At 56.2% G+C, this 22,971-nt stretch carries 15 protein-coding genes; 6 read left to right on the forward strand and 9 right to left on the reverse strand.

The window, feature by feature from the left end; genetic code table 11:
• Positions 1–91 precede the first annotated feature (91 nt).
• Positions 92–2,032 carry an SHD1 domain-containing protein gene (locus Pan189_RS14565; RefSeq protein WP_310820520.1) on the reverse strand — a complete coding sequence of 647 codons (1,941 nt, stop codon included), beginning with the start codon at positions 2,030–2,032 and terminating at the stop codon, positions 92–94.
• Between the two features lie 295 nt (positions 2,033–2,327).
• Between Pan189_RS14565 and Pan189_RS14570 the strand changes: the two genes are divergently transcribed.
• The 3 genes from Pan189_RS14570 to Pan189_RS14580 all read left to right on the forward strand — a co-directional run bounded on the left by Pan189_RS14570 (position 2,328) and on the right by Pan189_RS14580 (position 4,642).
• Complete coding sequence (locus Pan189_RS14570; protein ID WP_310820521.1) at positions 2,328–2,903, forward strand: glutathione peroxidase; 576 nt, start codon at positions 2,328–2,330, stop codon at positions 2,901–2,903.
• A gap of 158 nt (positions 2,904–3,061) precedes the next feature.
• Positions 3,062–3,499 carry a HEAT repeat domain-containing protein gene (locus Pan189_RS14575; RefSeq protein ID WP_145364702.1) on the forward strand — a complete coding sequence of 146 codons (438 nt, stop codon included), beginning with the start codon at positions 3,062–3,064 and terminating at the stop codon, positions 3,497–3,499.
• A 165-nt stretch (positions 3,500–3,664) separates the two neighbouring features.
• On the forward strand, positions 3,665–4,642 hold the full coding sequence (locus Pan189_RS14580) for an endonuclease/exonuclease/phosphatase family protein (RefSeq protein ID WP_310820522.1): 978 nt from the start codon (positions 3,665–3,667) through the stop codon (positions 4,640–4,642).
• 148 nt (positions 4,643–4,790) lie between these two features.
• Here the strand turns inward: Pan189_RS14580 and Pan189_RS14585 are convergent, their stop codons facing one another.
• The 3 genes from Pan189_RS14585 to Pan189_RS14595 form a co-directional block, all read right to left on the reverse strand.
• The gene (locus tag Pan189_RS14585; protein ID WP_145364704.1) at positions 4,791–6,695 is read right to left on the reverse strand and encodes a pilus assembly protein TadG-related protein; all 1,905 of its coding nucleotides are present in this window, start codon (positions 6,693–6,695) and stop codon (positions 4,791–4,793) included.
• Between the two features lie 116 nt (positions 6,696–6,811).
• Entirely contained in the window at positions 6,812–7,288 is a 477-nt protein-coding gene (locus tag Pan189_RS14590; RefSeq protein ID WP_310820523.1) for a TadE family protein, read from the reverse strand.
• A 109-nt stretch (positions 7,289–7,397) separates the two neighbouring features.
• Positions 7,398–7,898, reverse strand: coding sequence for a TadE/TadG family type IV pilus assembly protein (locus Pan189_RS14595; protein WP_310820524.1), 501 nt, complete (start codon positions 7,896–7,898; stop codon positions 7,398–7,400).
• Positions 7,899–8,620: 722 nt separating this feature from the next.
• Between Pan189_RS14595 and Pan189_RS14600 the strand changes: the two genes are divergently transcribed.
• A complete protein-coding gene (locus Pan189_RS14600) occupies positions 8,621–9,724 on the forward strand; it encodes an HD domain-containing protein (RefSeq protein WP_145364707.1) in 1,104 nt (367 codons plus the stop codon).
• Positions 9,725–9,734: 10 nt separating this feature from the next.
• Here Pan189_RS14600 and Pan189_RS14605 read toward each other — a convergent pair whose 3' ends face one another.
• The 3 genes from Pan189_RS14605 to Pan189_RS21455 all read right to left on the reverse strand — a co-directional run bounded on the left by Pan189_RS14605 (position 9,735) and on the right by Pan189_RS21455 (position 11,194).
• A complete protein-coding gene (locus Pan189_RS14605) occupies positions 9,735–9,992 on the reverse strand; it encodes a hypothetical protein (RefSeq protein WP_145364708.1) in 258 nt (85 codons plus the stop codon).
• 115 nt (positions 9,993–10,107) lie between these two features.
• On the reverse strand, positions 10,108–10,623 hold the full coding sequence (locus Pan189_RS14610; protein WP_145364709.1) for a DUF4240 domain-containing protein: 516 nt from the start codon (positions 10,621–10,623) through the stop codon (positions 10,108–10,110).
• A gap of 409 nt (positions 10,624–11,032) precedes the next feature.
• Complete coding sequence (locus Pan189_RS21455; RefSeq protein WP_310820526.1) at positions 11,033–11,194, reverse strand: hypothetical protein; 162 nt, start codon at positions 11,192–11,194, stop codon at positions 11,033–11,035.
• 1,283 nt (positions 11,195–12,477) lie between these two features.
• On the opposite strand from Pan189_RS21455, the gene Pan189_RS14615 reads away from it, so the two are divergent.
• Positions 12,478–12,657: a DUF6435 family protein gene (locus Pan189_RS14615; RefSeq protein ID WP_145364710.1), complete on the forward strand. Its 180-nt coding sequence runs from the start codon at positions 12,478–12,480 to the stop codon at positions 12,655–12,657.
• 60 nt (positions 12,658–12,717) lie between these two features.
• Here Pan189_RS14615 and Pan189_RS14620 read toward each other — a convergent pair whose 3' ends face one another.
• Complete coding sequence (locus tag Pan189_RS14620; protein WP_145364711.1) at positions 12,718–13,317, reverse strand: HNH endonuclease; 600 nt, start codon at positions 13,315–13,317, stop codon at positions 12,718–12,720.
• 640 nt (positions 13,318–13,957) lie between these two features.
• On the opposite strand from Pan189_RS14620, the gene Pan189_RS14625 reads away from it, so the two are divergent.
• A complete protein-coding gene (locus Pan189_RS14625; RefSeq protein ID WP_145364712.1) occupies positions 13,958–17,449 on the forward strand; it encodes a hypothetical protein in 3,492 nt (1,163 codons plus the stop codon).
• Here Pan189_RS14625 and Pan189_RS14630 read toward each other — a convergent pair.
• On the reverse strand, positions 17,446–22,968 hold the full coding sequence (locus Pan189_RS14630) for a DNA repair ATPase (RefSeq protein WP_145364713.1): 5,523 nt from the start codon (positions 22,966–22,968) through the stop codon (positions 17,446–17,448). The genes Pan189_RS14625 and Pan189_RS14630 overlap by 4 nt on opposite strands.
• Positions 22,969–22,971: the final 3 nt, after the last annotated feature.

The following is a 22,971-nucleotide window of genomic DNA, read 5'->3' on the forward strand; positions in this document are numbered from 1 at the left end:
TGCGGCGTCCCCGTTTCGTATTCACCAATAGTCGTTTAACGCACTAGGCAAGCCATGCGGCTTCTTAATTGACCACCGAGTCCGCTTGCAATTATTGGATTCCACCGGCGGTCACGAGCGAAATACCAAGAGCGTTGAGGCCATTGGCCGAACGTTGAACATAACTGGGGAATTTGTTCCGCACAAAAAATCCAGCATCGGGTTTCTTTTGTCGAAAAGAGGCCATTGCTTCGCCCGCCGGTTTATCGTCGGTGCGTAAATAGGCTGGTGCAGTCTTATACTTACTGCTTCGGCTCCAGGCGGTCTCTCCGCCGGCAACAATTTTGATACTGAGATCGTACACCGGCATGCTGAACGTCTCACCAGGGCCATCGGGTCGCGCGAACGAACGGAGCGGAGGCCCGAGTCGGCTCTGAGTCTTGTAGTAGGTCACGTCTTCATTGCCGGCCGACGTCGCGCTGGCAACGACTTGCACATTTGCATTCGGCGTGACGCGGAATCCGGCATTCTCCAAGTTCTCTTTGATCGCGGCTTCGACTGCCGACACCGACTCGGCCGCTCGAACGTTCGAGACGTCGATTGAAACCTCTGACCCGGGTTTCAGTACAAAAAGCGTCGGATCATTGGCCGCGACTTCAAGTGCTTTCAGCGCCGCCGGATGAGGGAGCTTGCCGCCGTAGATCACTTCCGTCTTCGAACGGTAGTCCTTAATTACGAACCACGTCAGCCCGCCAACTGTAAACACGGCTTCTTTGGAGCCGGAGTAATTCCAGAGCGCGATGCGGCTTTCAGTGTCATAGACAATTGAATCCTTAATCATCAGATACCGGTTGTCGAGCATCAAAAGACCCCGCGTCGAGTGATCATCCGGATCAATTGAGGCGACCAGGTCACCGGTCCGAAAATCCCAGATATGCACGTCTCGAACGCCGGCAGCGACAAGTCTTTCCCCAGAGGGAGAAAACGTCAGCCTGGAATTTCCGATTTCCACCTTCGGTATTGAAGCGACTGTTACGCGGCGCTCCAGATCGATAACCAACAGATGCTTTTTGGGCGCCACAACGAGATATCGCCCGCCAGGACTGACCGCAATCGCGTCGCTATCTACTGATGGTAACCTGGCCAAAGGACTAAATTTAATGCCATCCCAGATAATTAGTTCGTTCGCCTTCCCGATCGTCAAAAAGGTGTCCCCGGCACCATAAGCCCCCCATTCAATGTCGCGACGGGTAAAAAGTTCTTGTTGATAAGGTTCGGAAATGAATTCACGCGAAATCTTACTCCCAGAAATATCCCACTGCTCCAAACGGGCCGCGTTGCCGAAGCCCCTTCCTTCGCTGCGGACGAGGATTTTATGTCCGGTCTCGTCGATTGCTAGCGGGACACATTCCGAATCTTCAACTAAGGAACGCGTCATCCGTCCTTCTTTGAGATCGCAAATTTCCAGTCGAGTCGATTTGCTGACACGGTCGGCGAATCCATCATGCGTGTAGCCCAACAGCAATGTCGCGGACTTTGAGCTGATCAGCGTCGCCTGGTGCTTCTCGAAGGCATCACGTCTGGGCGGCGTTGTAATCGGACGACCACCGCGTACCGTCACCCGCGGCTGAGGATCGGGTTCGAGCGACCACCTGGTCTCGATCGGGTCGGTATTGAGTTCGGGCACCTCTTGCAGATCGAATTGAACGTATTTCAGGTCGTTCGACGATCCGCCGGAAGAGTCATTCGAATTACCACTGTCGTCGACGGGGGCGAACGGATTCTCGACCATCGCTTTTGCCGCACGTTCAGCGAAATCGCGGTCCGCAGCACTGAGTTGAGATAGCTTGACTTCAAATTCTTTGCCGGAAGGTTGCTCCAGCGTGACGGTCTGATCGACCAGTTTGACGAACTTGCCTTCCAGATCGAATCGTCCGGTCGCGTCTTTCCACGTTCGCTGCTGGTCGAATTCACCGGCCGCCGCCGGCGTCGCCAATGCCACCACGAAGATGAAAGCGAGCGATGTCGAGAATGCGCGAAAACAATGTGACATCAGTGTTCTTCCAGTTTGTGATCGAAACGAAGTTTGGCTGACCGGGCAAATTAGACCTGAATGGCCCAAATGAACATGACTTGAACGCATTTGACCACCAGTGAATCCAGAGACTAAATAGCGCTGAGCGATCAAGCAACCGGGAGCGTGGCTCGCTTGAAATATTTCGCAGCATCACGGCCACTCGCCCCGAAATCGTGCAACTCGGACGAAAACTTTGCGAAGCCAGTGCCCTCAAGCCATCCGGACACTACAATGCGTCATTCGAGTTGGATCACTAATGAGGAGAAATATAATGCTGCGATCTCTTGTTGCTGCCTGTTTCGTACTGTGCGGTGCCGTTGCGTCAGCCGAAGATTCGGAACTGTTCGACCGAGAAATGGACCTGCTCAACGGGCAGACCGTTGATCTGTCTCGTTTCGAAGGTCGTGTCGTGATGATCGTGAATGTGGCGAGCCGGTGCGGCGCGACTCCGCAATATGAGCCGCTGCAGGCACTTTACGAGAAGTACAAAGACCAAGGCTTTGTCGTTGTCGGCTTTCCCTGCAATCAGTTTGGTCGTCAAGAACCGGGCACGGCGAAGCAAATCCAAGAATTCTGCTCGGCGAACTACGATGTCACCTTCCCGCTGTTCGCCAAGATCGACGTCAACGGAGCCGATGCCGCCGACATCTACAAGCACCTCACGTCCGAAGAAGCCTACCCGGCTGACGCCGGCAAGGTGAAATGGAACTTCGAGAAGTTCCTGATCAGCCGCGATGGCGAAGTCGTCGAACGTTTCCGGACGCGGGTCCAGCCCGATTCGGAAAAAGTCGTCAAAGCGATCGAGCGAGAGTTGGCCAAGAAAGCGTCCGATTCTTCAGCGGAATGACCGCGGTTTATCCGCAGATTTGCAGGCGGGGGAGGGGAGTTCGCCTCCTCCGCCTTTATTCAATGGCTCTGACGAGCCGCTCGCGTGACGTATCTGGCAGGATGGCTGCTTTGGGTGAAACACAGAGACCGGACCCGCAAGCGGGCTCCAAGCGCATCATGCAATTGCGGGGCGAGGTGCCGACCGAAGCCGATCGTGCCAGGGTCGACCTCGCAGGGCTTTGCCGTGCGAGTGCCGATCCGGACGAAACCCGGCGAGAGCAAGCCGTCGCTACGATCGAGAATCTGGGCACCCCGCAGCCGGAAGCGGTCCCGGTGTTGACCCCGTTGATCGGGCCGGACGAACCGGCCGATTCGGTCTATTGGGCCGTGACCCTGCTCGGACGGCTCGGCGATGCCTGCCCCGACGACGCTGCCGAAGCGGTTGCTTCCGCTCTTTCGAAGACCTATTCGATGCACGTGCGGCAGCGAGCAGCGTGGGCGCTTGGCAAAATCGGTATCCGGAGCGACTCGATCAGGGAGTCTGTCGCGGCGGCCGCAAAGGCCGCAGACTCTCGCTTGGCACGCCTCGCCGAGCGGGCGATCGATCAAGGTTGACTCGCACCCAAGGTCGATTCTCAAACTCTTTGGGTGAAAGCATTTCGCACCGCCGTCCCGCTATGGACCGGCCTGCGGAAATTTCCTAGCTTTCCCGCCCCTTCATAAAAAATCGAACCGTCATCGGATGACGGTTCGAATCGCCACCTCGCAGGGATGCGACTCATGCGATCGCACTTCCGTTATCGTTTGACCGCCATCTGCTGCTGCGCCGGGCTGATCTTCGCCCTCGTCGGGTGTGATGCGCAGAACTGGATCGAACAGTTGTCGCAGCAGGCCGAACAGGCCGCGCCGATTCTGTCGGTCTCAGGCGGCGCGGGAGGTTCGAATCCGGACGTCATCCGCATCGCGACGTTCAATATTCAGGTTTACGGTCAATCCAAAGCTGGCAAGCCGGAGGTTATGCGAATCCTGGCCGACACCATCCGGCGGTACGATGTCGTCGCCATCCAGGAAATCCGATCAAAAGACCCGGCCCCGGTCCATGAATTGGTCCGGCTCGTCAACGCCACCGGCCGCAGTTACGACGTGGCCCTCGGACCGCGACTCGGACGGACCTCCAGTAAGGAACAGTACGCGTTCGTGTACGACACGAAGACGCTCGAACTGGCACGCAAAACGGTCTACACCTTGACCGACCGCCGCGACTGGTTGCATCGAGAACCTTATGTCGCCCGATTTCGAGTTCGACGGGAAGATCCGGCCGAAGGCTTCACCTTCTCGCTGGTTAACATTCACACCGATCCGGATGAAGTCGACCTGGAAGTCGACGCCCTCGACGATGTCTTAAATGCGGTCTGGAACGATGGCAGCGGCGAAGATGACGTGATCTTACTCGGCGATTTAAATGCCGCGCCGGACAAATTTGGTGAGTTGGGCCGCGTTCCCGGCCTCTACTGGGTCATCAGTTCGGAAGCAACAAACACGCGACGAACCAAGCTCTATGACAATGTCTTGTTTGATCGTCAAAGAACGCCTGAGTTTACCGGCTCCGCGGGAGTGTTCGACTTTCAAAGCGAGTACCGCTTAAGTCGCGACAAAGCTCTCGACGTTTCCGACCACCTGCCGGTCTGGGCTGAGTTCAGTGCCATCGAAAGCAAGCCGGGCTCGATCGCCACCGCCCCCGGCACTCAGCGACTTTAAGAGCATCTTAAAATCTCGACTCTGGACACTCGACTCTCGACTCTCGACTCTCAAAAAAATTGTCGCGACGAGCTGTCTTAGGTGCTCACCCCCGAAAGCACCGATCGAACAACTCGCCGCGACAAATCTCACGAATCAGTTTGACCGCTTATTGCTCCGTGTCTTCGTAGAGCAATTGCGGCGGCGGGACATTGGCCGCGATTTTGCCGAAAGCGACTCGTAGCTGATCTTCGAGCTCTGCGATCGTCGAACCGCCGGGAGCATCGATCCAGAGGCCGCGGCCGGCGAAGGCCAACGCTTTCATTAAGTTTCGGTCGGCACCGGCTCCCAGGCTCATTGTGTGGACCGTATATCCCGAATTAACGGCCTCTCGCACCTGCCAGAAGACGTACTGACGGTGACGGTTTCCGGTCGTGTAGTCGGCATTTCCGTCGCCGTCGAAGTCGGTCATCTTGTCCCAATCCCAGTCGCTGGGCAGGCTGAAGTCGCCGGGGCTCCGGTTCGCGTTACCATCGGTCATTAAGAGAATCGTCGGCCGCGCGCCGAACCGACCGTGCTCGTCGAGCATTCCGCGGGCTTCTTCCATTCCGTAGCCCATGCCGGTAAAGACATCATAGTGCCCGGCTTGTTTGTGACGCTGAATCGTGTCGAGTGTATCGTAGCTGTTCGAGATCGGATCGCACGAAACATCGACGCCTTCATCGGCGAGATAAAGCTCGGTCTCCCAGCGGGCGTCGCTATCGTAGGTCACCAGTCCGGTGTAATCCCCGAACTCCAGACCTTCCAGAAATTCGTAAAACAGTGAAACGCCGTTCTTCATTGCCGTAAACGGCTGATGGGGCGCCTTCCACATGTCCTGCGTTTTATAATTCTGAGTCTTTTGATCCAAAAGATAATTTACGAAATTTGCCTGCCCGTACTTCCAGTCGTACTCGGCATCTTCGACGGTATCGCTGTACCGGCAGTAGTTGATGAAGTCGCTCCAACTACCGGAGTGGTAGGGGTAGTCGATGTCGTTCAGACCGTACTCTTCGCGAATGTCATAGTTTGTCGCGCCGAACTCTTCGCCGTAGTAGCCAAACCTGTCGTCGTTGTTCCATGACTGAACCCACACGCCGTCGATCATGTCATTGGAATGATCGAAGAACTCGCCCGAGGACACACCGGGCGAATTAAACGAGCGGTAGTTTCCATCCGTATCTCGAAGCCAAATCATGTTGATTTCGTGAGTCGACGTAATATCGACGGAATTTCCTTTGAACGTCACTTCGATATGCGGCGTTCCCTGACTGTTATTTTGCGGCACGCCGACTTGAGTGAAATACTCCGGCTCGAAGGGCAGACTGCCCGTATCGACGCCCAGTGCTTCGATGATCTCCGCCTGATTATCGAGGACGGCTTGACGACCAAGGTGATCAAATCCTCGAAACTGACTGTCGTAGTTCATCGATCGCGAGTAGTCGAGCACGACGACAATGTCGCGTGCCTCGACGAATGCGGCAGCCGACGCGGAAATTTGCTGCGAGTCTTTCCCGAAAATCGGGGCAAAGAATAGTTCCATTTCAGAATCGGGCGCGCTGTGATCAGGATTATCCATCCGGGCGGTCACACCGACGACGTTATAAGGCGTGGCGTCCCACACGACCTGAAATGTTTCCGTCCCCTCGTCGAAAACCCGCTTTCCAAACCGAACGTCGCTGTCGGGATCGACATACACCCCGTTTAATTCCGCGACCTTGGACGCCACTTCACGGGCAGCCGCTTCGGCGATCGAATTGACGTCGGCCGCAGCCGAACCGCCTTCGCCACTCTGACCGGCCGCCTCAACGGTCGCCGTGATCTCTTGCGCCGCCGCCAGCGCGGCCGCATCGACCGCGTTTTGCAATTTCGTTTTCATAAACGAGATCATGGCGATGTCGACACTGAGTGCGACAAAGCCGAGCGCCGCGACCAAGGTCGCCCCCGCGATGACCGCAAAAACCCCTTTGCGCTCGCGTCGCTGCCGCCAAAGTCGGCGGAATTTCTCCCCGAATGGCATCCGATAGTTCTTCATGGCGACTCTCCAGTACTTGTTTCTTGCGAATGGATGCGTGTGGGGGACTCGATTCCAACCCGTCGTTCTTCTTCGTAAATGCTTCCCAATAGCAGGGAAGAAATCGCCTCACCGGATTAACCGGTCCCCTGGGCTCGTCCCGCCCGGAAGGTCATGCTCGACTGAACGCCGTCACTCCCGAGGACCCACCCGTTGAGAAAGGACGACCCTTGCGGAATACCGACTTCGATTGTGAAGAGTTCGAGGTAGTTCTCATCGATCCCGAGTTCAAACGGCTGCCCCTTCTGAGCCCCTTCCGCATGAACAATATTGATCTCCATGTCGTCAGTGGTGATACCGCTGGCGTTCAAGAAATTCTCGATATCGGCTTCGACCTTTTCGTTCGGCGTGGTGCCGTCCGGGAGAACCCCGGACCAATCCATCGACGCCAGACGGCCGCCTTCGCGAATCGCTTGCGAGAGCTGCGTAGTGGTTTGGACGGCTCGAATCGCGTCAATCGACCCGAGAACGAGCGTCAAGAACAGCGGCGCGATGAGTGCGAACTCAACGAGCGCCGCCCCACGCCGACGGTCGTCGCAACGTCGTTTCTTCATTTGGTTTCGTTTTATTGTCAGCGGACTCATGATGGTTGTCCTTCTGTGACTCTTCGTTTCTCAAGGGGAACCGCAATGATTCCGAATTCGTCAGCCCGTCACCGCAATCTCACTCGTGTCGCATGACGCTTTGCCCCGAAAGCATGACGGGTGAGCTTCCACCACCTCCTGTTTTCTTAACAAAGAACGGCGGCAACAAACTGACGGCGTCATACGGAACCTCTGCCCGTACGATAAATAACTGCCGCGGCTCGGCGTCGGAGAGATTAATATCGGAGAGGGCGGAGTAATTCACCGCCGTAGGATCGAGGCCGGGGTTATCAAAGACCGATCCGTCTTTGATATAGACGGTCACCTGGCTGGTATCGATCGCGGCGGAAAGAATTTCGAGCAACCGTTCTTTCACCGCCGTCGTGCTGACATTATCGGAGACGCCTTGCCGGGCAGCCTGCTGACACGCGGCCTTTAGCGTAGAGGAGACCATATAAGCATGGTTAATCTCCATCAGCCCGGCGAGAAAGACGGTGAAGACCGGCAGTACAACGGCCAGTTCCACAAGCGTGGCACCCCGCCGATCGCGGCGGGACCGCAATTGACGATTTCGGCGCATCACAGCAACCCCCATTGAAAATTCACTCGATTAACGGCGCAGTCGTCAAACCATGACCTTGCCCGTTCCATCAACTCGTGATTTCGGGCACTACAGGCGGGGGCAACCTGCCGAGGTCCATCTCGTCGCTATCAAACCATAGGACACGCTTTGCACCTGTGGCGGCGGAGATTTATTCAATCTTGAGGATTTTTCACCTTTGTCGTGGAGGCGCGACTGGTGACGCGACGCGTGTGTGACGATCCGGCTCAATCGTCAAGACCCTCACTGACCGGTGACCAATCGATCGAGAGCGAGGTTTCGCCCACTTACCGCGCACGAAAAAACCGGCCGGGGAAGGTGCCATTCCCCGGCCGGTCGAGAGAGCTCCAAAGGAGCGTTGTCGCTATTTGAGATCGCCGCATAAGCGATGGCAAGAGAGAATGCATTTAGCGTGCCGCCGACTCTTGTTTTTAATTCCACGCAACTATCGGCGGCCGCTTCTTAATAATTGCCAAGCACTTACCTTGATTCTCGATCAGCCGAAGTCGTTAGTCAGCCTACATTAAGACGTCCCGACGTTGCATTGATGCCACACGCCCGATGCCGGTTCGCGACGCCTGTGGCAAGACGGCATCATTTCGCCATTGAACGCTCCGTGCACCGGAGCTAGACTCACACTCAGGTCGAATGCCGCAACACCGGCCGGATCGCAGCCGCGATCAAACGGCGGCTCCCTATTGATGGCGAATGAGAAGCTGCGGCGGCAGATCGTGTTCGAAGCCGCCCGCATGATGTATTCACGGCAGGAGACAGAGTACTACCGAGCCAAGATGAAGGCAGGGCGAAAGCTCTGTCGCGGCTGGGTGAAGCCTTCCGATCTGCCCAGCAACGCCGAAATCCGGCAGGAAATCCAACGCTTCGCCCACCTTTATGAAGGGGAGGAGCGAACCGCCGGCCTCCGCGAAATGCGGCTGGTTGCACTACATTATATGCACTTGTTCGCCGCCTGCCGACCGAAGCTCATCGGCAGCACCCTCACCGGGCACGTCCGCAGAGGCTCGGACGTCGACATCCATCTCTTTACCAATAGCCTTGAACGCGTCACCGGCACGCTCGACGAACACGCAGTCGTCTACGACGTCGAACACAAACGCGTCCGCAAGCACGGCGAAGAGCGGGTCTTCACCCACGTGCATGTGCGGGATCGATTCGATATCGAACTGACCGTCTACCCCACCGACAAAGCAAGCTACCCGTTTAAGAGTTCCATCACGGGGCGGACCATGGACCGGGCAACCATTCCCGAACTGGAAGCCCTCCTAGCCGAGGAAGACCCCGACTTCGATCCCGAGTCGGCTCTGGAGCAATTGGAGAGCGACGTCGATCGCTTTCACATCTATCGCAGCTTGCTGCTGCCCCTCGAAGGCGTGCGCCAAAGCCGCAAGTATCACCCCGAAGGCGACGCCCTCACGCACAGCCTGCAGGTCTACGACCTCGCCAAAGATGAACTGCCATATGATGAGGAATTCCAACTCGCCGCGCTCTTACACGATGTCGGCAAAGCGATCGACCCGCACGACCATGTGAAAGCCGGATTGGAGGCGCTCGACGACTCCATCACCGAACGCACCGCCTGGCTGATCGCCCACCACATGGAGGCCCACCAATTAAGAGACGGCACCCTCGGCACCAGAGCCCGCCGCCGCTTAGCGGAGTCAGAAAACTACGAAGAATTAATGTTACTCAACACCTGCGACAAAGCCGGCCGGCAGCGAAACGTCGCGGTGACCGATGTGGATGACGCGCTGGATGAGGTTAGAGAACTGGCGAGGATGTATGGGTGAGGGCCTCCGTTCAGTCAGACTGATTAACTCTGGTATCTTTCGCGGACCTGAGCGCTACTCGACGTAATCTAAGCCCGTAACCCGATCCAAGTATTACGGCAAAAACTAACGCGACGAGCATCGCCTCTTTATTTGTTCGGAATAGCATTTCAAAAAACAGGATGGTTACTATCGCGACGAACACGCCAACGATCATTGCAATGAAAATCGAGAACACCTGAGTGCCGATGGTCGGGCCGCGAAATTGAGTGCCGTCGTCGTCGTTCATATCACCGAGGTTCCGACGGATGGCTGGAGACGGTCCCAAAGAGCCGCCGTGAACGATCGCGGGCAACGGGGGCCGTCTTAAAATACGCCAGAGCAATGCTTTACCTTGCAGATAGTTAAGCCTCCCCGTACTTGGCCCACAGCTTGGGGAAGCGGCGTTGCAGGTCGTCGCCGTCCTCTTCCCACGGGTCGCCTGCAGGATCGGACGAGTAACTTCGCTGCGGGTCCGGCATCTCCGAACCGGTCTTGTTCTCGTAGGCTTCGCAGGCAATGTAGGCGAACTCTTCAAAGAACGTATCTTCTTCGGCATCAGGGCCGAGATTAATCTCTGCCAACGAGTCCGGGTTCGCGATCGCTTCCTCGTAGACCACGCGCCCCATCGAGATCAGCCAGCTGCGAAAGTCGGTAAATCCATCATCCGAACAACCGCCGCCGATGATGTAAGCAGCCCCCCAAAGGTCCCAGCGATACGCCCGGTCGGCGTACTCCCCGAAGACCCGCTCGAAATCAACGATTTCTTCAGCAGATAGGTGCGATAGCTGACGCCGTAACTCTTCAGCCTGAGCGTCCATGTCGCCATCAGAAGCTGACTTCGACTTAGCGATCATGTCCCAGAATAGCTCATTCGTCATGCGTTTGCCTTTAAGATCAACACATCATTGAAGCCCTGGCAGGTGGCCGAGGAACGGTCTCGAAGAGCCGCCACTAGCGTGCGCGAGGCATCGGTTGCCGTTTATCGTAACGCAATTGCTTATCGGAGCGACCGGTCACGTCCAGGTTCTCAAGGCACTCTGACTCGAACCACCCTATCCAGAGATGAAAATGGCCCCGGCAATATGCGGCCCTCAAAATCCTACGCGATCGTCAACTCTCGTGCATCGCCCGGTTATTCGGCGTAAGGCACCTCCACTTCCAAAGAGTCTCCAATATTCCATCTCGAAAAACCCACGTTGCCACGCCGGACACCATCACGGCAATCGCAACGTTTCCCGCCATGGCCCAAGGATTGAACCACAATACGCCGGCAATCCCGCCCATCTGTTAGCAGCGAAATGGGAAGCCTGCGATTTCGATTCCATCTGTTTCGTATGCCCCACGGGTGAGCACGTAGGGGACGATGTTCGCAACGCCCATCACAATGCCGAACGCCACAAATCGGACGACGCACGCGGTGTCGATCTTGAGTTGACGTGGCGCCGTCATCAATATTCCTCAGGGGAAAGCAGATAGCGGATTAGGCTCCAAGTCCGTTCGCAATAGCGTCACCAAAGCTGAAATCATCGGTGTCAACAAATAATGAATCTTCGACGAGTGACGCTTGGATTGCATCCTCCCAGAAGACTGCTGATCCATCAATCGGGCCGTGTGAAATATCTAGCCGCAAGATGCGATTGTGCCCGCGCCAAGTGAGTCGCAGGCATGGCCGACCTCTGAGAGTTGCTATGCACCCCCGGTTGTCAGCCGCATCGCCGGTTATTTCTCTAAGAGTCCCGCCATGGGCGAGTACCATCGTTCGAAACTTTTCAAACGCGTCATCAACAGTCATTTATATTTTTGGGCCTATAGTCGGCGGGGTGGCTGGGGACGGTCTCGCAGAGCCGCCCCCAGTGAGCGCGGGGTGAAGTTGGCATTGCTTGTTGATCTTAACCACTGGAGGCAGGCGGTCGGCTTGTTCCAGTTAACTCCACGACAAGATCGAAGCCGCAATCTCAGACGCGCCCGTCCTCAGCCACCCGCCGCCAACCCAAAGGAGTGAAACAGTAGGGTTTTTGTTCGGCTTGGAGAAATTACCAATCGTTCCGTTCGGTCACACGGTAGATATAGTCGTTAATTGCATCATTTACGTCGGTATGACATTTTTCGTCAACAATCGAATCATCATTATCCAACGTGCCAACGCACCATTCGCCTCCCTCAAGCGACCGTATAAACGTTGTTCCTGATGACTCAACGCGAACCAATTGTCCGGATTCAGACAATATCCAACGTAAGGATTCGCGGAATTTCTGTGATGGCATTGAGTTTTGAAAAGGCGGGTAAATAGTGTTTGTCAAAAATCATCTTGAATAACGTGCACATGTTATCGTTTACGAAAATCGCCGAGATCGGCCTGGCTCCGCACGCCGCGCCCTCTGCGCTTAAGTATATGTGTGTCGGCCATTACCGTCCGAACATCGCTGCGGCCAAAGAGTTACCGCACTGGTTCGGATGCGGTAGCCGTCTTCCCCGAAGTTAGCGGCGAATCCTCCGACAGTCCGGTCCATGTTTAAGTGTGAACCTCTACCGCCCACGATGTCAATCAATTCGTACAGTGAAAATCGAGCGGCATCAAAACAGATAGCGTGATCGTCGGGCTTGGTCGTCCTTCAACGCCACGCCTGCCTCTACTTGGCCCGTCAGCCGATTTTCAACGCGAAGACGTTCGGTGGCAGACGGATTGGGCTTATTGCCTACAATCCTCCACCCAACCCACCCGGAGGACATCGATGTTCGGACTATTCAAAACCGACCCCATCGCCAAGCTTCGCAAGGAGTACATGCGCAAGATGGAGGAGGCCCGTGATATTCAGCGCAATGGTGACGTCGTGAAGGCGTCGCAGCTCACCGCCGAGGCCGAGGAGATCGGGCGGCGAATTGATGAGTTGGAGGCGCAAGCGAAGTCGTGAGCGCAAAAGGAAGCCCACGGACTGCCCCCCCGTGGGCTTTGAGGGCATTCAAAATGCCCTTTAATTCTCGTCGAGGTTGACGTTCCAGTACGCCTCGCTGAGGAATCGGTCCCAGCTTTCGATACGGACATTCTTCGCCGAGTAAACCGGGTTCCAGGAAGGCTGCTTGGGGCCGCTCTTGAGCGGCATGTGGGCTTCCTTCGGGGTCCGATCCGCCTTGCGATGATTGCACCGCACGCAGGCCAAGACGCAGTTCTGCCACGAAGTGTGGCCGCCCCGCGATTTCGGCAAGACGTGGTCGATCGTCAATTCGCTGGTTCCCGGCGTCGATCCGCAGTACTGACAGGTGAACTCGTCCCGCCGGAACAGGTTCCGCCGCGTGAACGGCACCGTCCGCCGATGCATCTTGTCGTACTTCGTGAGCGAGATCACCTCCGGGACTTTGATCTCGAAGCGGACCGTCCTGACGACGGGCTCGTCGCTTTCGGGCCGCAGGCGCGTCCAGTCATCCCAGGTGTAAAGCTGGAAGTCGCGTGGATCGACGACCCGGGCCGTGTCGTTCCACAACATAACCAGCGACCGGGCGACACTGGCAACGCCGACAGGCTGCCAGTTCCGGTTCAGGACCAGTGTGGGTTGTTTTAATACCGCAGTCGCCATCGTGACGGAAACTCCGTGCGATCGAGGACAGGGGGCCGGCTGATTCTTCCGCTGAAGAATTCTAGCGCCGAGTCAAAGCGAAGACGAATAAGGAATTCGCGAACCCGCGGAAGCCACGCCCCTTCGGCGTCGTCCTCCGTTGCGGCCCGACTAGTCGTCGTGCCGCTGCTTGTCGTCCCGCTCTGTGACGGTGTGGACCGTGTTGGTGCGGTTTGGGTTCGCAAACCAATGCCTTTGGGAGCGAACGGCTGACATCGGCCAGTTGGCGAAGTCAATTCGAACGCGGGGCGGTGGGTTGCACGGGGAGCGTCGGTTGCCCCCGTGGCTCGTTCAAAAAACGATACCCCGCCCGCAACCTCGACGCAACATCCGCAACCGGTCTGAGTCCGACCCTCACACGATATTCATCTTTGTTCGTGACCAGATCAGGGCAAGTTCTGACCGATCGTGACCGAAGCTGTCTAAAGATCAGATACCACGCGCGCGATGCGAGGCAAGTTTTTTGGCCCGTCGACCAAAACGCGACCGCTCTGAAAATTCGCCCGAAGACACAGCGAACAAGAGCGAGCCGCCAAAAAAAACCAAGAAGCCACCAATTCGGAAATCCGATGCGGTTTCTGACTCTCCCGAAGGCGAGTCGGTGCCCAGTCGGAGCCGATTTGCTTGGTTGGGCCCGGCCTTTCTGATCGTGCTTGCCGGAGGAATTTGGTTCGCGCCGGAAATCGTCGCCCGCACCGCGCTGCGCGAAGCAGTGCTGGAGCGAATCTTTCCCGCCGAGGTGCGAAGCCGATTGCAAATCGGAAATGTCTCGGCGGGCTGGCTCAATGGAATTCGAGCCGACCGCGTTCGGCTGCGTGGATCTGCTGATCTTGACGTTTTCCGGGCCGAGACGATTGAACTGCGGCAGCCGCTCTGGAAGTTGATTCTCGACCCGACCGACATCGGAACCGTTGCACTATTCGATCCGGTCGTAACCAGCGCGATCCGTCCCGGCGGAAGCGAATTAGAGGACGCATTGGCGCCTCTGCTGGAAGGGGAAGGGGGGACGATTCCGGCCGGTCGTGTGATCGTCGAAAACGGAACGATCTCGTTGACGTCACGACTCGGGACCCGCGTCACGCAATTGGACGCCATTGACGCCGATTTCACTTGGCCGCGCGGCGTCTTCGATCCGACGCGACTCAGCGCGTCGGCGCGAGTTTCCGACGGCGAACAACATGGCCAACTTAAGATCACATTTCAAGATTCCGAACAGCCGGTTGACACCGCTCAAGATGAATTCCAATTAGTCGGTTCTACCAACGTGACAGCGCGGGCGGCACAATTCTCGGCAGAAGACATTCCGCTGGCAGCCGCTTTGCCAGCGTTCGATCGGCTTGGAATTGACGGTGAGTTGTTTGGCACGCTCGACGGGCGGCTCAGCGGTGCGGCGGTCCCCGCAACAGAGAACACAGCGGCTCAATTGTCGGTCGAAGGACAGATCGACGTTTCACGTTTGATCGCCAGAGGCGGCCCGCTGGCTGAAGGAGACCGACTGACCCTCAGCAAATGCCGACTACTCGGCGAATTAACCGCAAAAAATGGGCGGCTTCACTTCCGAGACGTCGCTCTCGAAAGTGATATCGCCAAATGCGAAATCGACGGCACGCAACAACTCCCGAACCTTGATCCGCAAAATCTCTTAAGAGACCTGCTCGCCAACGCGCCGAATCAGGACTTCAATTGGTCCGGGTCGATCGATTTGGCACGAACCTCCGATATGCTTGGTCGGACACTTCGCCTGAAAGAATCACTCGATTCCGGATCAGTCCGATTCAATTACAGTTCTGAAGAAACTACGAACGGTCGCGAATGGTCGACACGATTGAATGTAACCGACTTGGTCTCACAAAACGGGACTCGCTGGCAAAAGCCATTTGAACTAATCGCCGATGCAAGTTCGACAAATGGGCGATTCTTAATCGACCGGCTGGTTTGCCGTTCCGCTTTTCTTAACGCCGATGGTTCAGGATCGGAATCTGGCGCGACGATTAAGATGGATTGCGACCTGGATCGACTACGTTCAGAGCTCGAACGATTCGTCAGCTTCGGCGACAACCAATTGTCAGGGGTCATCGCAGCGGACCTCGGATTCGAACGCTCTTCTGACAAAGGCGTGACGACGGTGGCCGCCAACGGCATCGGCCGTAACCTGAAACTGGTTTGGGGCGACTTATCGCTTGCCGAGCCGCGGATCGGTTTCGATACAAAGTTCAGCGGTTATCCCGAAGGGCAGAGCTTTGACACTATCGAGTCGCTGACCTGTCGCCTCGAAGCATCCGGAGATGAACTTGACCTGACTCTTCTGTCGCCCCTGACATTAACAGACCGAAATGCCCCGCAGTCATTTCAGTTGAAACTGTCCGGAAATCTTGCCCGCTGGCACGATCGGGCTAAACCCTGGATGCCGGACGATTCCCTAAAGGTAAAAGGAACGGGAGAGCTCACTTCAGAGCTTCGCATTACGCCAACGGAATTGTCCTTGATCGAAGCGAAGCTGAATGCGAATGATTTTGCTCTTGATACGCCCCAACTCGCCATCCGTGATCGCCGTGTTGAAGTAGAGACATCGGCCGTCATCGATCGCCTCACGGGTCGGATTAGAGCCCCGGAAACCGTGTGGATCAGCAGTTCCCTGTCCGCACGAATTAAGAACTTCGAGTATGTCCCTGAGCCGAATGGCGCGCGGGTTGTTGCAGTCGCTTTATTTCGCGGCTCCGTCGGGCGCGTCGGCCAATGGTTCTATACAGCCTCGAAATCACCTCCCTATTGGATTTCCGGCGTTGGGGAAGGGCGAGTCGCGCTCGAACATGATACGTCGGGCCCCGCAATGCAGTGGCAGATGAATGTCGAGAACCCGGTCGTCTCTCGCCTCGCTCAAACCGCGTCGGCTATGCCTGCCGGCAACTGGGAAACCGTATGGAGCGGTCGCCTCGCACAGTTACGTGGGACCGCGAAACTCGTATCGCAAGTCGATTCCGCGGAGCTAATTGACTGTAGCATCGAATTGCCGGAGGGGGCGGCGACGTTCAACGGCATAATTAACGAAGTGTCGGGCAGAGCAATCGCCGACATCTCAGGTCAAGTTAAGTTGGACACTGCGACGCTCGGCCCGGCGCTCTCAAAGATTGTCGGCGGAGAAGTCGCTTTCGTTGGCAGGACCAATAAGCCCTTCTTTATCCGCGGACCGTTGGTTCCACCGGCCGATGCGCTTGTCTCCCCAGAATTGCAGGCCGAAGCCGGTTTAAGTTGGTCGAGCGGACGATTCTATGGTTTGGAAGCCGGGCCCGCCGAACTCGATGTGATATTAAAAGACGGCACGGCATCGATCACGCCGTTCGAAATGCGTTTGAGTCAGGGAAAACTTCTCGGCCGCGGTGATATCGACCTCAAGTCGTCTCAGCCGGTGCTGTCGATGACGCCCGGCCCTCTTGTCGAACGGATGAAAATCACACGCCAGGTCGCCAACGGCTGGCTTAAATATATCGCCCCGCTCGTCGCCGACGCGGCAGAATTGAACGGCAGCTTTTCCCTCGCGTTGGCGGAGGCACAATTACCGCTGAACAATATTTCTTCCGGGCGTGCCGCCGGTACGATTGAAGTGCATTCCGGAACCGTCACGCAGGGAGGCCTGGCGACTTCGCTCTCAAACACCGTTCGCGATGTCAGCCGAATCCTATCGGTCGGCCGGATAAAAGCCGAGCCGCTTCCCCCCCTGAAGCTGCCCCCGCAAAAGGTCGTTTTCCGCCTGGCAAACGGTGCCGTCACGCATGACCGATTTATCGTGCGGGCCGGTGACAATCTCACCATCCAGACGAGAGGAACCGTAACAACTGATGGCCGCCTCGACATCGTCGCGTCGGTTCCCGTTCAGGACCGCTGGGTGAAAGACGACGGCCCCTCCGCCGCACTCAAAGGTCAAACGGTCTCGGTCCCACTTCGTGGTTCATTCTCCCAACCGAGGGTCGAGCCGACGTTTCTGAATAATCTAATGCAACAGGTCGGCGCTCAGAAACTCCAAGAGTCGATCGGACGCGGACTCGACGGCGTGGGCGACGGAATTAACCGTGCCCTCGACGGGCTGTTTGATTAAGCTTCGGAGGATTCATCGGGACTGCTCGCCCCTCTCGACCGCCGTTTCTTGCGCCGCGCCGTCTTTAACCGCCCGAGCAGCCGCTCATAATCTTTCAAACATTCCCGCAGGCCATTTTCGAGATCCTTGAGTTCGCGTCGCTCGGAGAGCGACATCTCCATCAACGGCTTCATCCAGTTTTCCATGAGCCGAAATTGCTCCACGAGCACATTTAACAGCGTCGGCGGAATCTTATTCACAACGGTGATTGATCCACTCGGTGCATCGTCGGCATTGTCCACGACGGACGCCGGCCCCGCCATCGGCTTGGGTGGAGCTGATTTCTCGTCTTCATCATCCGCTTCAACATCCTCGGGCACGGCCGTCGCAACCGCGGCATTTGCAATCGACTCCCGCACCAGTCGAATTTCATCCCGCAGCAGTTGCATCAACTCTTCATTATTGCCGTTTTGCGTAGGGACGGTCGCCGGAGCCGAACTCGCGGTCTTTTCCATCACAGATCCGAACGTTTCGCCGACGGACCGAATCGAACCGTGCAACTGTTCAAGATGCGGCGTGATTCTGGCGTCCCAATCGACCGTCGCGTCCACATCCTCCGGCTTCGCGAGAAGGGCCGCTCCTTCGCCCACCGCCTTTTCTATCTCCCTTAATCCGTCGCCAAGCAACGTCAACTGAGCGATGACCTGTCCCGCGCTGTCGGAGGGATCGACTCCTCGAAGTTTCACATTTTCTTTAAATGTCCGCTTGATGTCTTCCCACCGCTGCCGCTCGTCGATTGTCAGCCAACCCATCAACTCTTTAAACTTCAGAAGGTTCGCCTCGGTCCCGGAGGTCAATGTTTGCGCATCGTTTTGATAATTACTTAGGATTAATGTTTTCATTTCTTCATCGTTCATGACCGCCGCGATCTTTTCAGCGATGCGGTTCATATTGCGATAGGAACCCTGCAGCAGGAAAGGAGGCTCCGTCCGATAGTCATCCGCCTGCGCAGCCGATCTGATATATTCCTGATTGACCTTGAGCACGACGTCACGCACGCGAAGCAGTTTTCGCATCACGCCAACATATTCGTTAAGTTCGGAAGGCGAGAAGTTTCCTTCGAATTCAACGCCGTCAGCATTTCCGCGGTCGGCCACCCGCATGATGCCGTAGATGTCCTTTCGAGACGCCGTCGCTAGCGGAGCAAGGGTAGGATTCGATGTCAGTGAGTTCTCAATATAACTTGACTCAAAAGCGTCGCCGTTGTCACCGATAATTTCGCCGAGGTTATAGATATCGGCCCGGTTGGCGAGCATGTCGGGAATCTTGAATTGCTCACCACTCTCCGTGTAGGGATTGCCCGCCATGACAACGGCGACCTTCTTGCCGCGAAAATCGTACTGTCGGCTCTCGCCCTTCCACACGCCTTCAATTTTTCGCTGAGCGTCGCACAAGCTGATGAATTTCTGGAGAAACTCCGGGTGACAATGCTGAATGTCGTCAAGGTAAATTAAGATATTGTCGCCCATCTCGAATGCGAGGTTGAGTTTCTCCAGTTCCTCGCGTGCTGCGGCATTGTTTGCCGACATCGGGTCGATTGCGGTCACGCTATGGCCGAGTGCCGGGCCATTAATCTTCATGAAGATGATGCCAAGCCGATTGGCGACGTACTCCATTAAGGTCGTCTTGCCATAGCCCGGGGGCGAGACAAGCAGCAGCAACCCCATGCGGTCGGTCCGCGTGTCGTCTCCAGCCGTGCCGATCTGTTTGGCGAAGTTGTCGCCGATCAGCGGCAGATATACTTCGTCCAGCAGCCGGTTCCGCACGAAAGACGTCAACACACGCGGCCGGAATTCTTCCAACCTGAGATCATCCCGGTAGGCGTCTACCAAATCCTTCTTTTGCTCACCGAATGAGCGAAACAGCGGGGCGACAACATTGGAATGCTGCTCAAGTCGCCGCACGAAGTTATTATAGTGAAATTGATACTCGCCGCTTTCGATTAATTGATGAGAACCGACCAGCCCTTTGACCGTCGCGGCAGGATCAGCATTAATCACACGATCGGCGATGCTCCCCGGCGCGCCTGAATTTAAGAGGAGCAGGGCGGCTTCTTCAACAAACTCAAGTCGCTCGTCTTCTTGAAGAGCGAACGCCTCGACCCAATCGAGCGTTAGTCGATAGAGGTCAGCAACTGACTTCTTCAGCGGATCTGTCGACGCACGGAACTCGTCTTCGGTCCCCCGATGTCTGAGGGACGCCTTAAAGTGTTCTGCCAGTGTTTCGGCTCCAGCCGCGATTGCAAACGGTCGCCCCGCGGCAAGCACGTCGACAAGGTAATCGATCGCTTCACTGCGATCGTGGCCTTCAATCGCGAGAAATTCTTCCAATTCTGACAGCGCCAACGCCGTATCAAACACCTCCCGCACAGTGTCGCGATAGGCGTTCTGTTTACGGGATGCGCTGAAGGCTCGATCGACCGTTCCGACGCCCTTTAACTGGGCTTCGGCGCGCAACCGGTCCCGCTTCGGAACGAAGAACTCCCAGACGAGTTCAGCCACGGTTCTGCTTCGACTGCGGTACCTCAAAAGGTCAAGGTGCCGCGCTGTTTTGAAAAACGTCTCAAGAACCAGCGCCGCGTCTTTGTCATGCACGCCTTTTTGATAACCCTCGCTGTAACGCGGCGCCATAAACTTCGCGACACGCTCCACGCGGTCTTCGTGCGTTTCGTCGAGCACCCTACGCACGGCGTCCTCGCCCTCGGCGGTTAACTCACCCGCCATCAAATACGCGAGGAATTCCGCTCGATAGACGGTTTTCGTTTCAGAGACGGTGTCCTGCCCCCACACGTCACGGGTTTTGAGAAAGTCTTCATCATCAATCGGTTCAAAAAAGCCTGTCCCAGTCAGATGCAATTGCATCTGATCGTCTTTCGGAACGATCGTCAAATCGAGCGGCTGCGTATTGACGCTGAAGCGATGCCGGCCAAATCGGATTGCGCTTCGACCATCAACGAACAATTCCTTGCGGTCCTTTAATTGCCGGACGGCATCCTCTTGAGCACTCTTCAGTTGGCTTTGGATGTCGCCCGATTTAACCGCATCTCCCAACTCACTGAGTTGCTTGATGACATCTCTGACCTTGCCAACCATTAAGTCGGACGCGAAATAGCCGTTGATGTCGGCAATCGAATCGAAGCTGTCGGATTTGTTCTTTACACCTTTCAGTATCCGATCGGCGGCTTCCGCCAATGAATTTGCCCGACGGTTTCGAGCCTCGACCAGCGACAGTTTTCTCGATTCGAACGCATCATAAATCTCTTCCCGCTTTAATGAGATTTCGCCAATAAATTCGGGAAACTCGGCGAAGCGGCCTTCGAGTTCTTCTAGCTGCACCATCAGTTTCGTCAAAAACTCGTCACAGCGTTCGGGCGTGTCGGCGACGTCGAGATAGCCCGCCACCGACTGCGAGATTAATTTCATCTGCGAGGCGAACTCAGCCCGCCCCTCGACTGAGGCCAATTCCTGCCGGCGGTTTTTTAAGCTCGACCGCGTGCGATTCACCGAAGCAAAGACCGATGAGATATCATCGATGATCTGCGTCCGCTTCGTCGCGTCATCAATGTCGAGGTTGCTGACAACTTCGATCAGCATCTCTAATTCAGAAGCCGTCTTGTCGATTCGCTCTCCGAGACTTCTTGCCGCCGCAACGGTCTCAAGCTGCGGAACTCCCTCAGACGCCTCTTGGATGGCGGCAATGAAGGGCTTGAGTGCATCGTCCTTCAGCAGGAATTCGACCGTTCGCCGAGAAACGCTTTCTGCCTGATCGACGAGTGACCGCTCCAACTCATCGACAAGATCAAGTTCGACATACTTAAGATCGCGGAGCCCGATGACCTCGCCGCGGGCAGCCCGGAGTTCGCCGAGCGTGTCGACGAAATCCTGAATCTCATCAAAGCGTCGCCGACCGATCGACGAGCGAATCTGATCGACCTTCTGCCGCGCCGCCAACGTCCGCTCTTCGGTCGTCCGGCGAATGCGAACAACCTTTTCGTATTCATCGATCGCCGATTGGGCGGCATCTCGAACTCCGTCAAGCGGTACTCTTAAATCAGCCGCTTCTTCGCGTCCAATCCAGAAGTAAGAGTCAATAATGTCGGTCGTGGTTCGAACGAGATCGACATAGAGATTTTCGTAACTGTCGTCCTTGTCGAGCAGGCTGAGTACTTCCTGGCACTCGCCCATGCCACGGACAAGGTCCCGGTTGCCGATTTTGCCGAGAAACGATTCGGTCACCTCGGGCGTCGAAATCGCTTCGGACGAAAAAGGGGTCTGCCAAATTTGAATTGCGTGATGCTTCTGCGGCTCTTCGTGTGCTTTAAAGCAAATCAGTTCACCGCCATCGAATACGGTAAAGCCGTTGCAGATTAAAGGCGTATCGACCTGTTGCGCGATCAGATTGTAACGCAACAGCACGTAGGTTCCGTCCAGCGGCTCATAAAAGACATAGAGGAAGTCCTCACCGTTTGGGGACAAAATCCGCTGCCGGTATCGCGTCCCCGAAGGAATACCGTCGAATGTCTTGTAGTCGCCGGTCTGCAAATAGTAACCGTTCGGGAAGATCAGGCCCTGATCTTCAGGAAGCAGTACGCACGCATTGGCAATCGCATCGATACGGGTGACCTGCTTCTGCTTGTCGTTAAAAACAAGATATCGAAACTCCTGCTCTTGATACGGTCGCACACGCATTAAGATCAGATTTCCGACCGTGGCGTAGTGTATTTCCGCGTCGTCGAGAACTTGGTCAGGGTTATCGACCGGCTCCGCGTAGATTCCCTCACCGCTATCGGTATTGTCTTCGACCTTAACCGTTAGGTCACCACCAACTGTCTCCACAAAGACCCGATCAAGAATATTAACGTGCGGATGGAGCCCGTGAATGTGCTGTTCCCGCGTCGTCCGCTTCCACTCGAATTCGTGCTGCGGCGGGTCCTTGACCTCGTGGTCGCTGCGATTGTCGAGGTAGCGAAACTCGCCCCCGCGATTGAGCCACTTCAGTGTCTTGAAATCTGTCGCACTCTTGCCGACCTGCATTTGCAAGAAAAGGTGAGGCCCCTTTGTGACGAAGCGTGCGAAGCGAGCATCTTTGTAATAGCGATAGATGTCGCGGAAGTCTTTTGCGAAGTCGTCGCCGGAGAGCAGAGACAGAGACTCGGTATGAAAACCACCCTCACGGAACTTATACTGCGCGAAGACATCGACGAGATTGCGTTCGGTCTTTAATCCGAAATGGACGTTGTAACCGAACAGCAGTTGATCGCCGATCGCGACGATGTCACGGGGAAAGCAATTGTGGTCGGTTGTGATCCGCTCCGTGCCGACCAATTCGACATCGACCGAGCCGAAGATTTCTTTGCGGCGCTCGTTCAGAGTTGCAAGCCGCTGCCGCAGTTCTTTCCCTTGCGCCTGCAGCCGTCCCCGCAGGATCTCGTAAGTCCCGCGTTCGAGTTGGCGTTGCGGCTCGTTCGTCGATTCGGACATGTT

This window comes from Stratiformator vulcanicus (genome assembly GCF_007744515.1).
Lineage (GTDB): Bacteria > Planctomycetota > Planctomycetia > Planctomycetales > Planctomycetaceae > Stratiformator > Stratiformator vulcanicus.

Excerpts from the sequence above, each read along its gene's own strand:
- Pan189_RS14565 (WP_310820520.1), bottom strand. The coding sequence starts at position 2,032 with ATGTCACATTGTTTTCGCGCATTCTCGACATCGCTCGCTTTCATCTTC.
- Pan189_RS14570 (WP_310820521.1), top strand. The coding sequence starts at position 2,328 with ATGCTGCGATCTCTTGTTGCTGCCTGTTTCGTACTGTGCGGTGCCGTT.
- Pan189_RS14575 (WP_145364702.1), top strand. The coding sequence starts at position 3,062 with ATGCAATTGCGGGGCGAGGTGCCGACCGAAGCCGATCGTGCCAGGGTC.
- Pan189_RS14580 (WP_310820522.1), top strand. The coding sequence starts at position 3,665 with ATGCGATCGCACTTCCGTTATCGTTTGACCGCCATCTGCTGCTGCGCC.
- Pan189_RS14585 (WP_145364704.1), bottom strand. The coding sequence starts at position 6,695 with ATGAAGAACTATCGGATGCCATTCGGGGAGAAATTCCGCCGACTTTGG.
- Pan189_RS14590 (WP_310820523.1), bottom strand. The coding sequence starts at position 7,288 with ATGAAGAAACGACGTTGCGACGACCGTCGGCGTGGGGCGGCGCTCGTT.
- Pan189_RS14595 (WP_310820524.1), bottom strand. The coding sequence starts at position 7,898 with ATGCGCCGAAATCGTCAATTGCGGTCCCGCCGCGATCGGCGGGGTGCC.
- Pan189_RS14600 (WP_145364707.1), top strand. The coding sequence starts at position 8,621 with ATGGCGAATGAGAAGCTGCGGCGGCAGATCGTGTTCGAAGCCGCCCGC.
- Pan189_RS14605 (WP_145364708.1), bottom strand. The coding sequence starts at position 9,992 with ATGAACGACGACGACGGCACTCAATTTCGCGGCCCGACCATCGGCACT.
- Pan189_RS14610 (WP_145364709.1), bottom strand. The coding sequence starts at position 10,623 with ATGACGAATGAGCTATTCTGGGACATGATCGCTAAGTCGAAGTCAGCT.
- Pan189_RS21455 (WP_310820526.1), bottom strand. The coding sequence starts at position 11,194 with ATGACGGCGCCACGTCAACTCAAGATCGACACCGCGTGCGTCGTCCGA.
- Pan189_RS14615 (WP_145364710.1), top strand. The coding sequence starts at position 12,478 with ATGTTCGGACTATTCAAAACCGACCCCATCGCCAAGCTTCGCAAGGAG.
- Pan189_RS14620 (WP_145364711.1), bottom strand. The coding sequence starts at position 13,317 with ATGGCGACTGCGGTATTAAAACAACCCACACTGGTCCTGAACCGGAAC.
- Pan189_RS14630 (WP_145364713.1), bottom strand. The coding sequence starts at position 22,968 with ATGTCCGAATCGACGAACGAGCCGCAACGCCAACTCGAACGCGGGACT.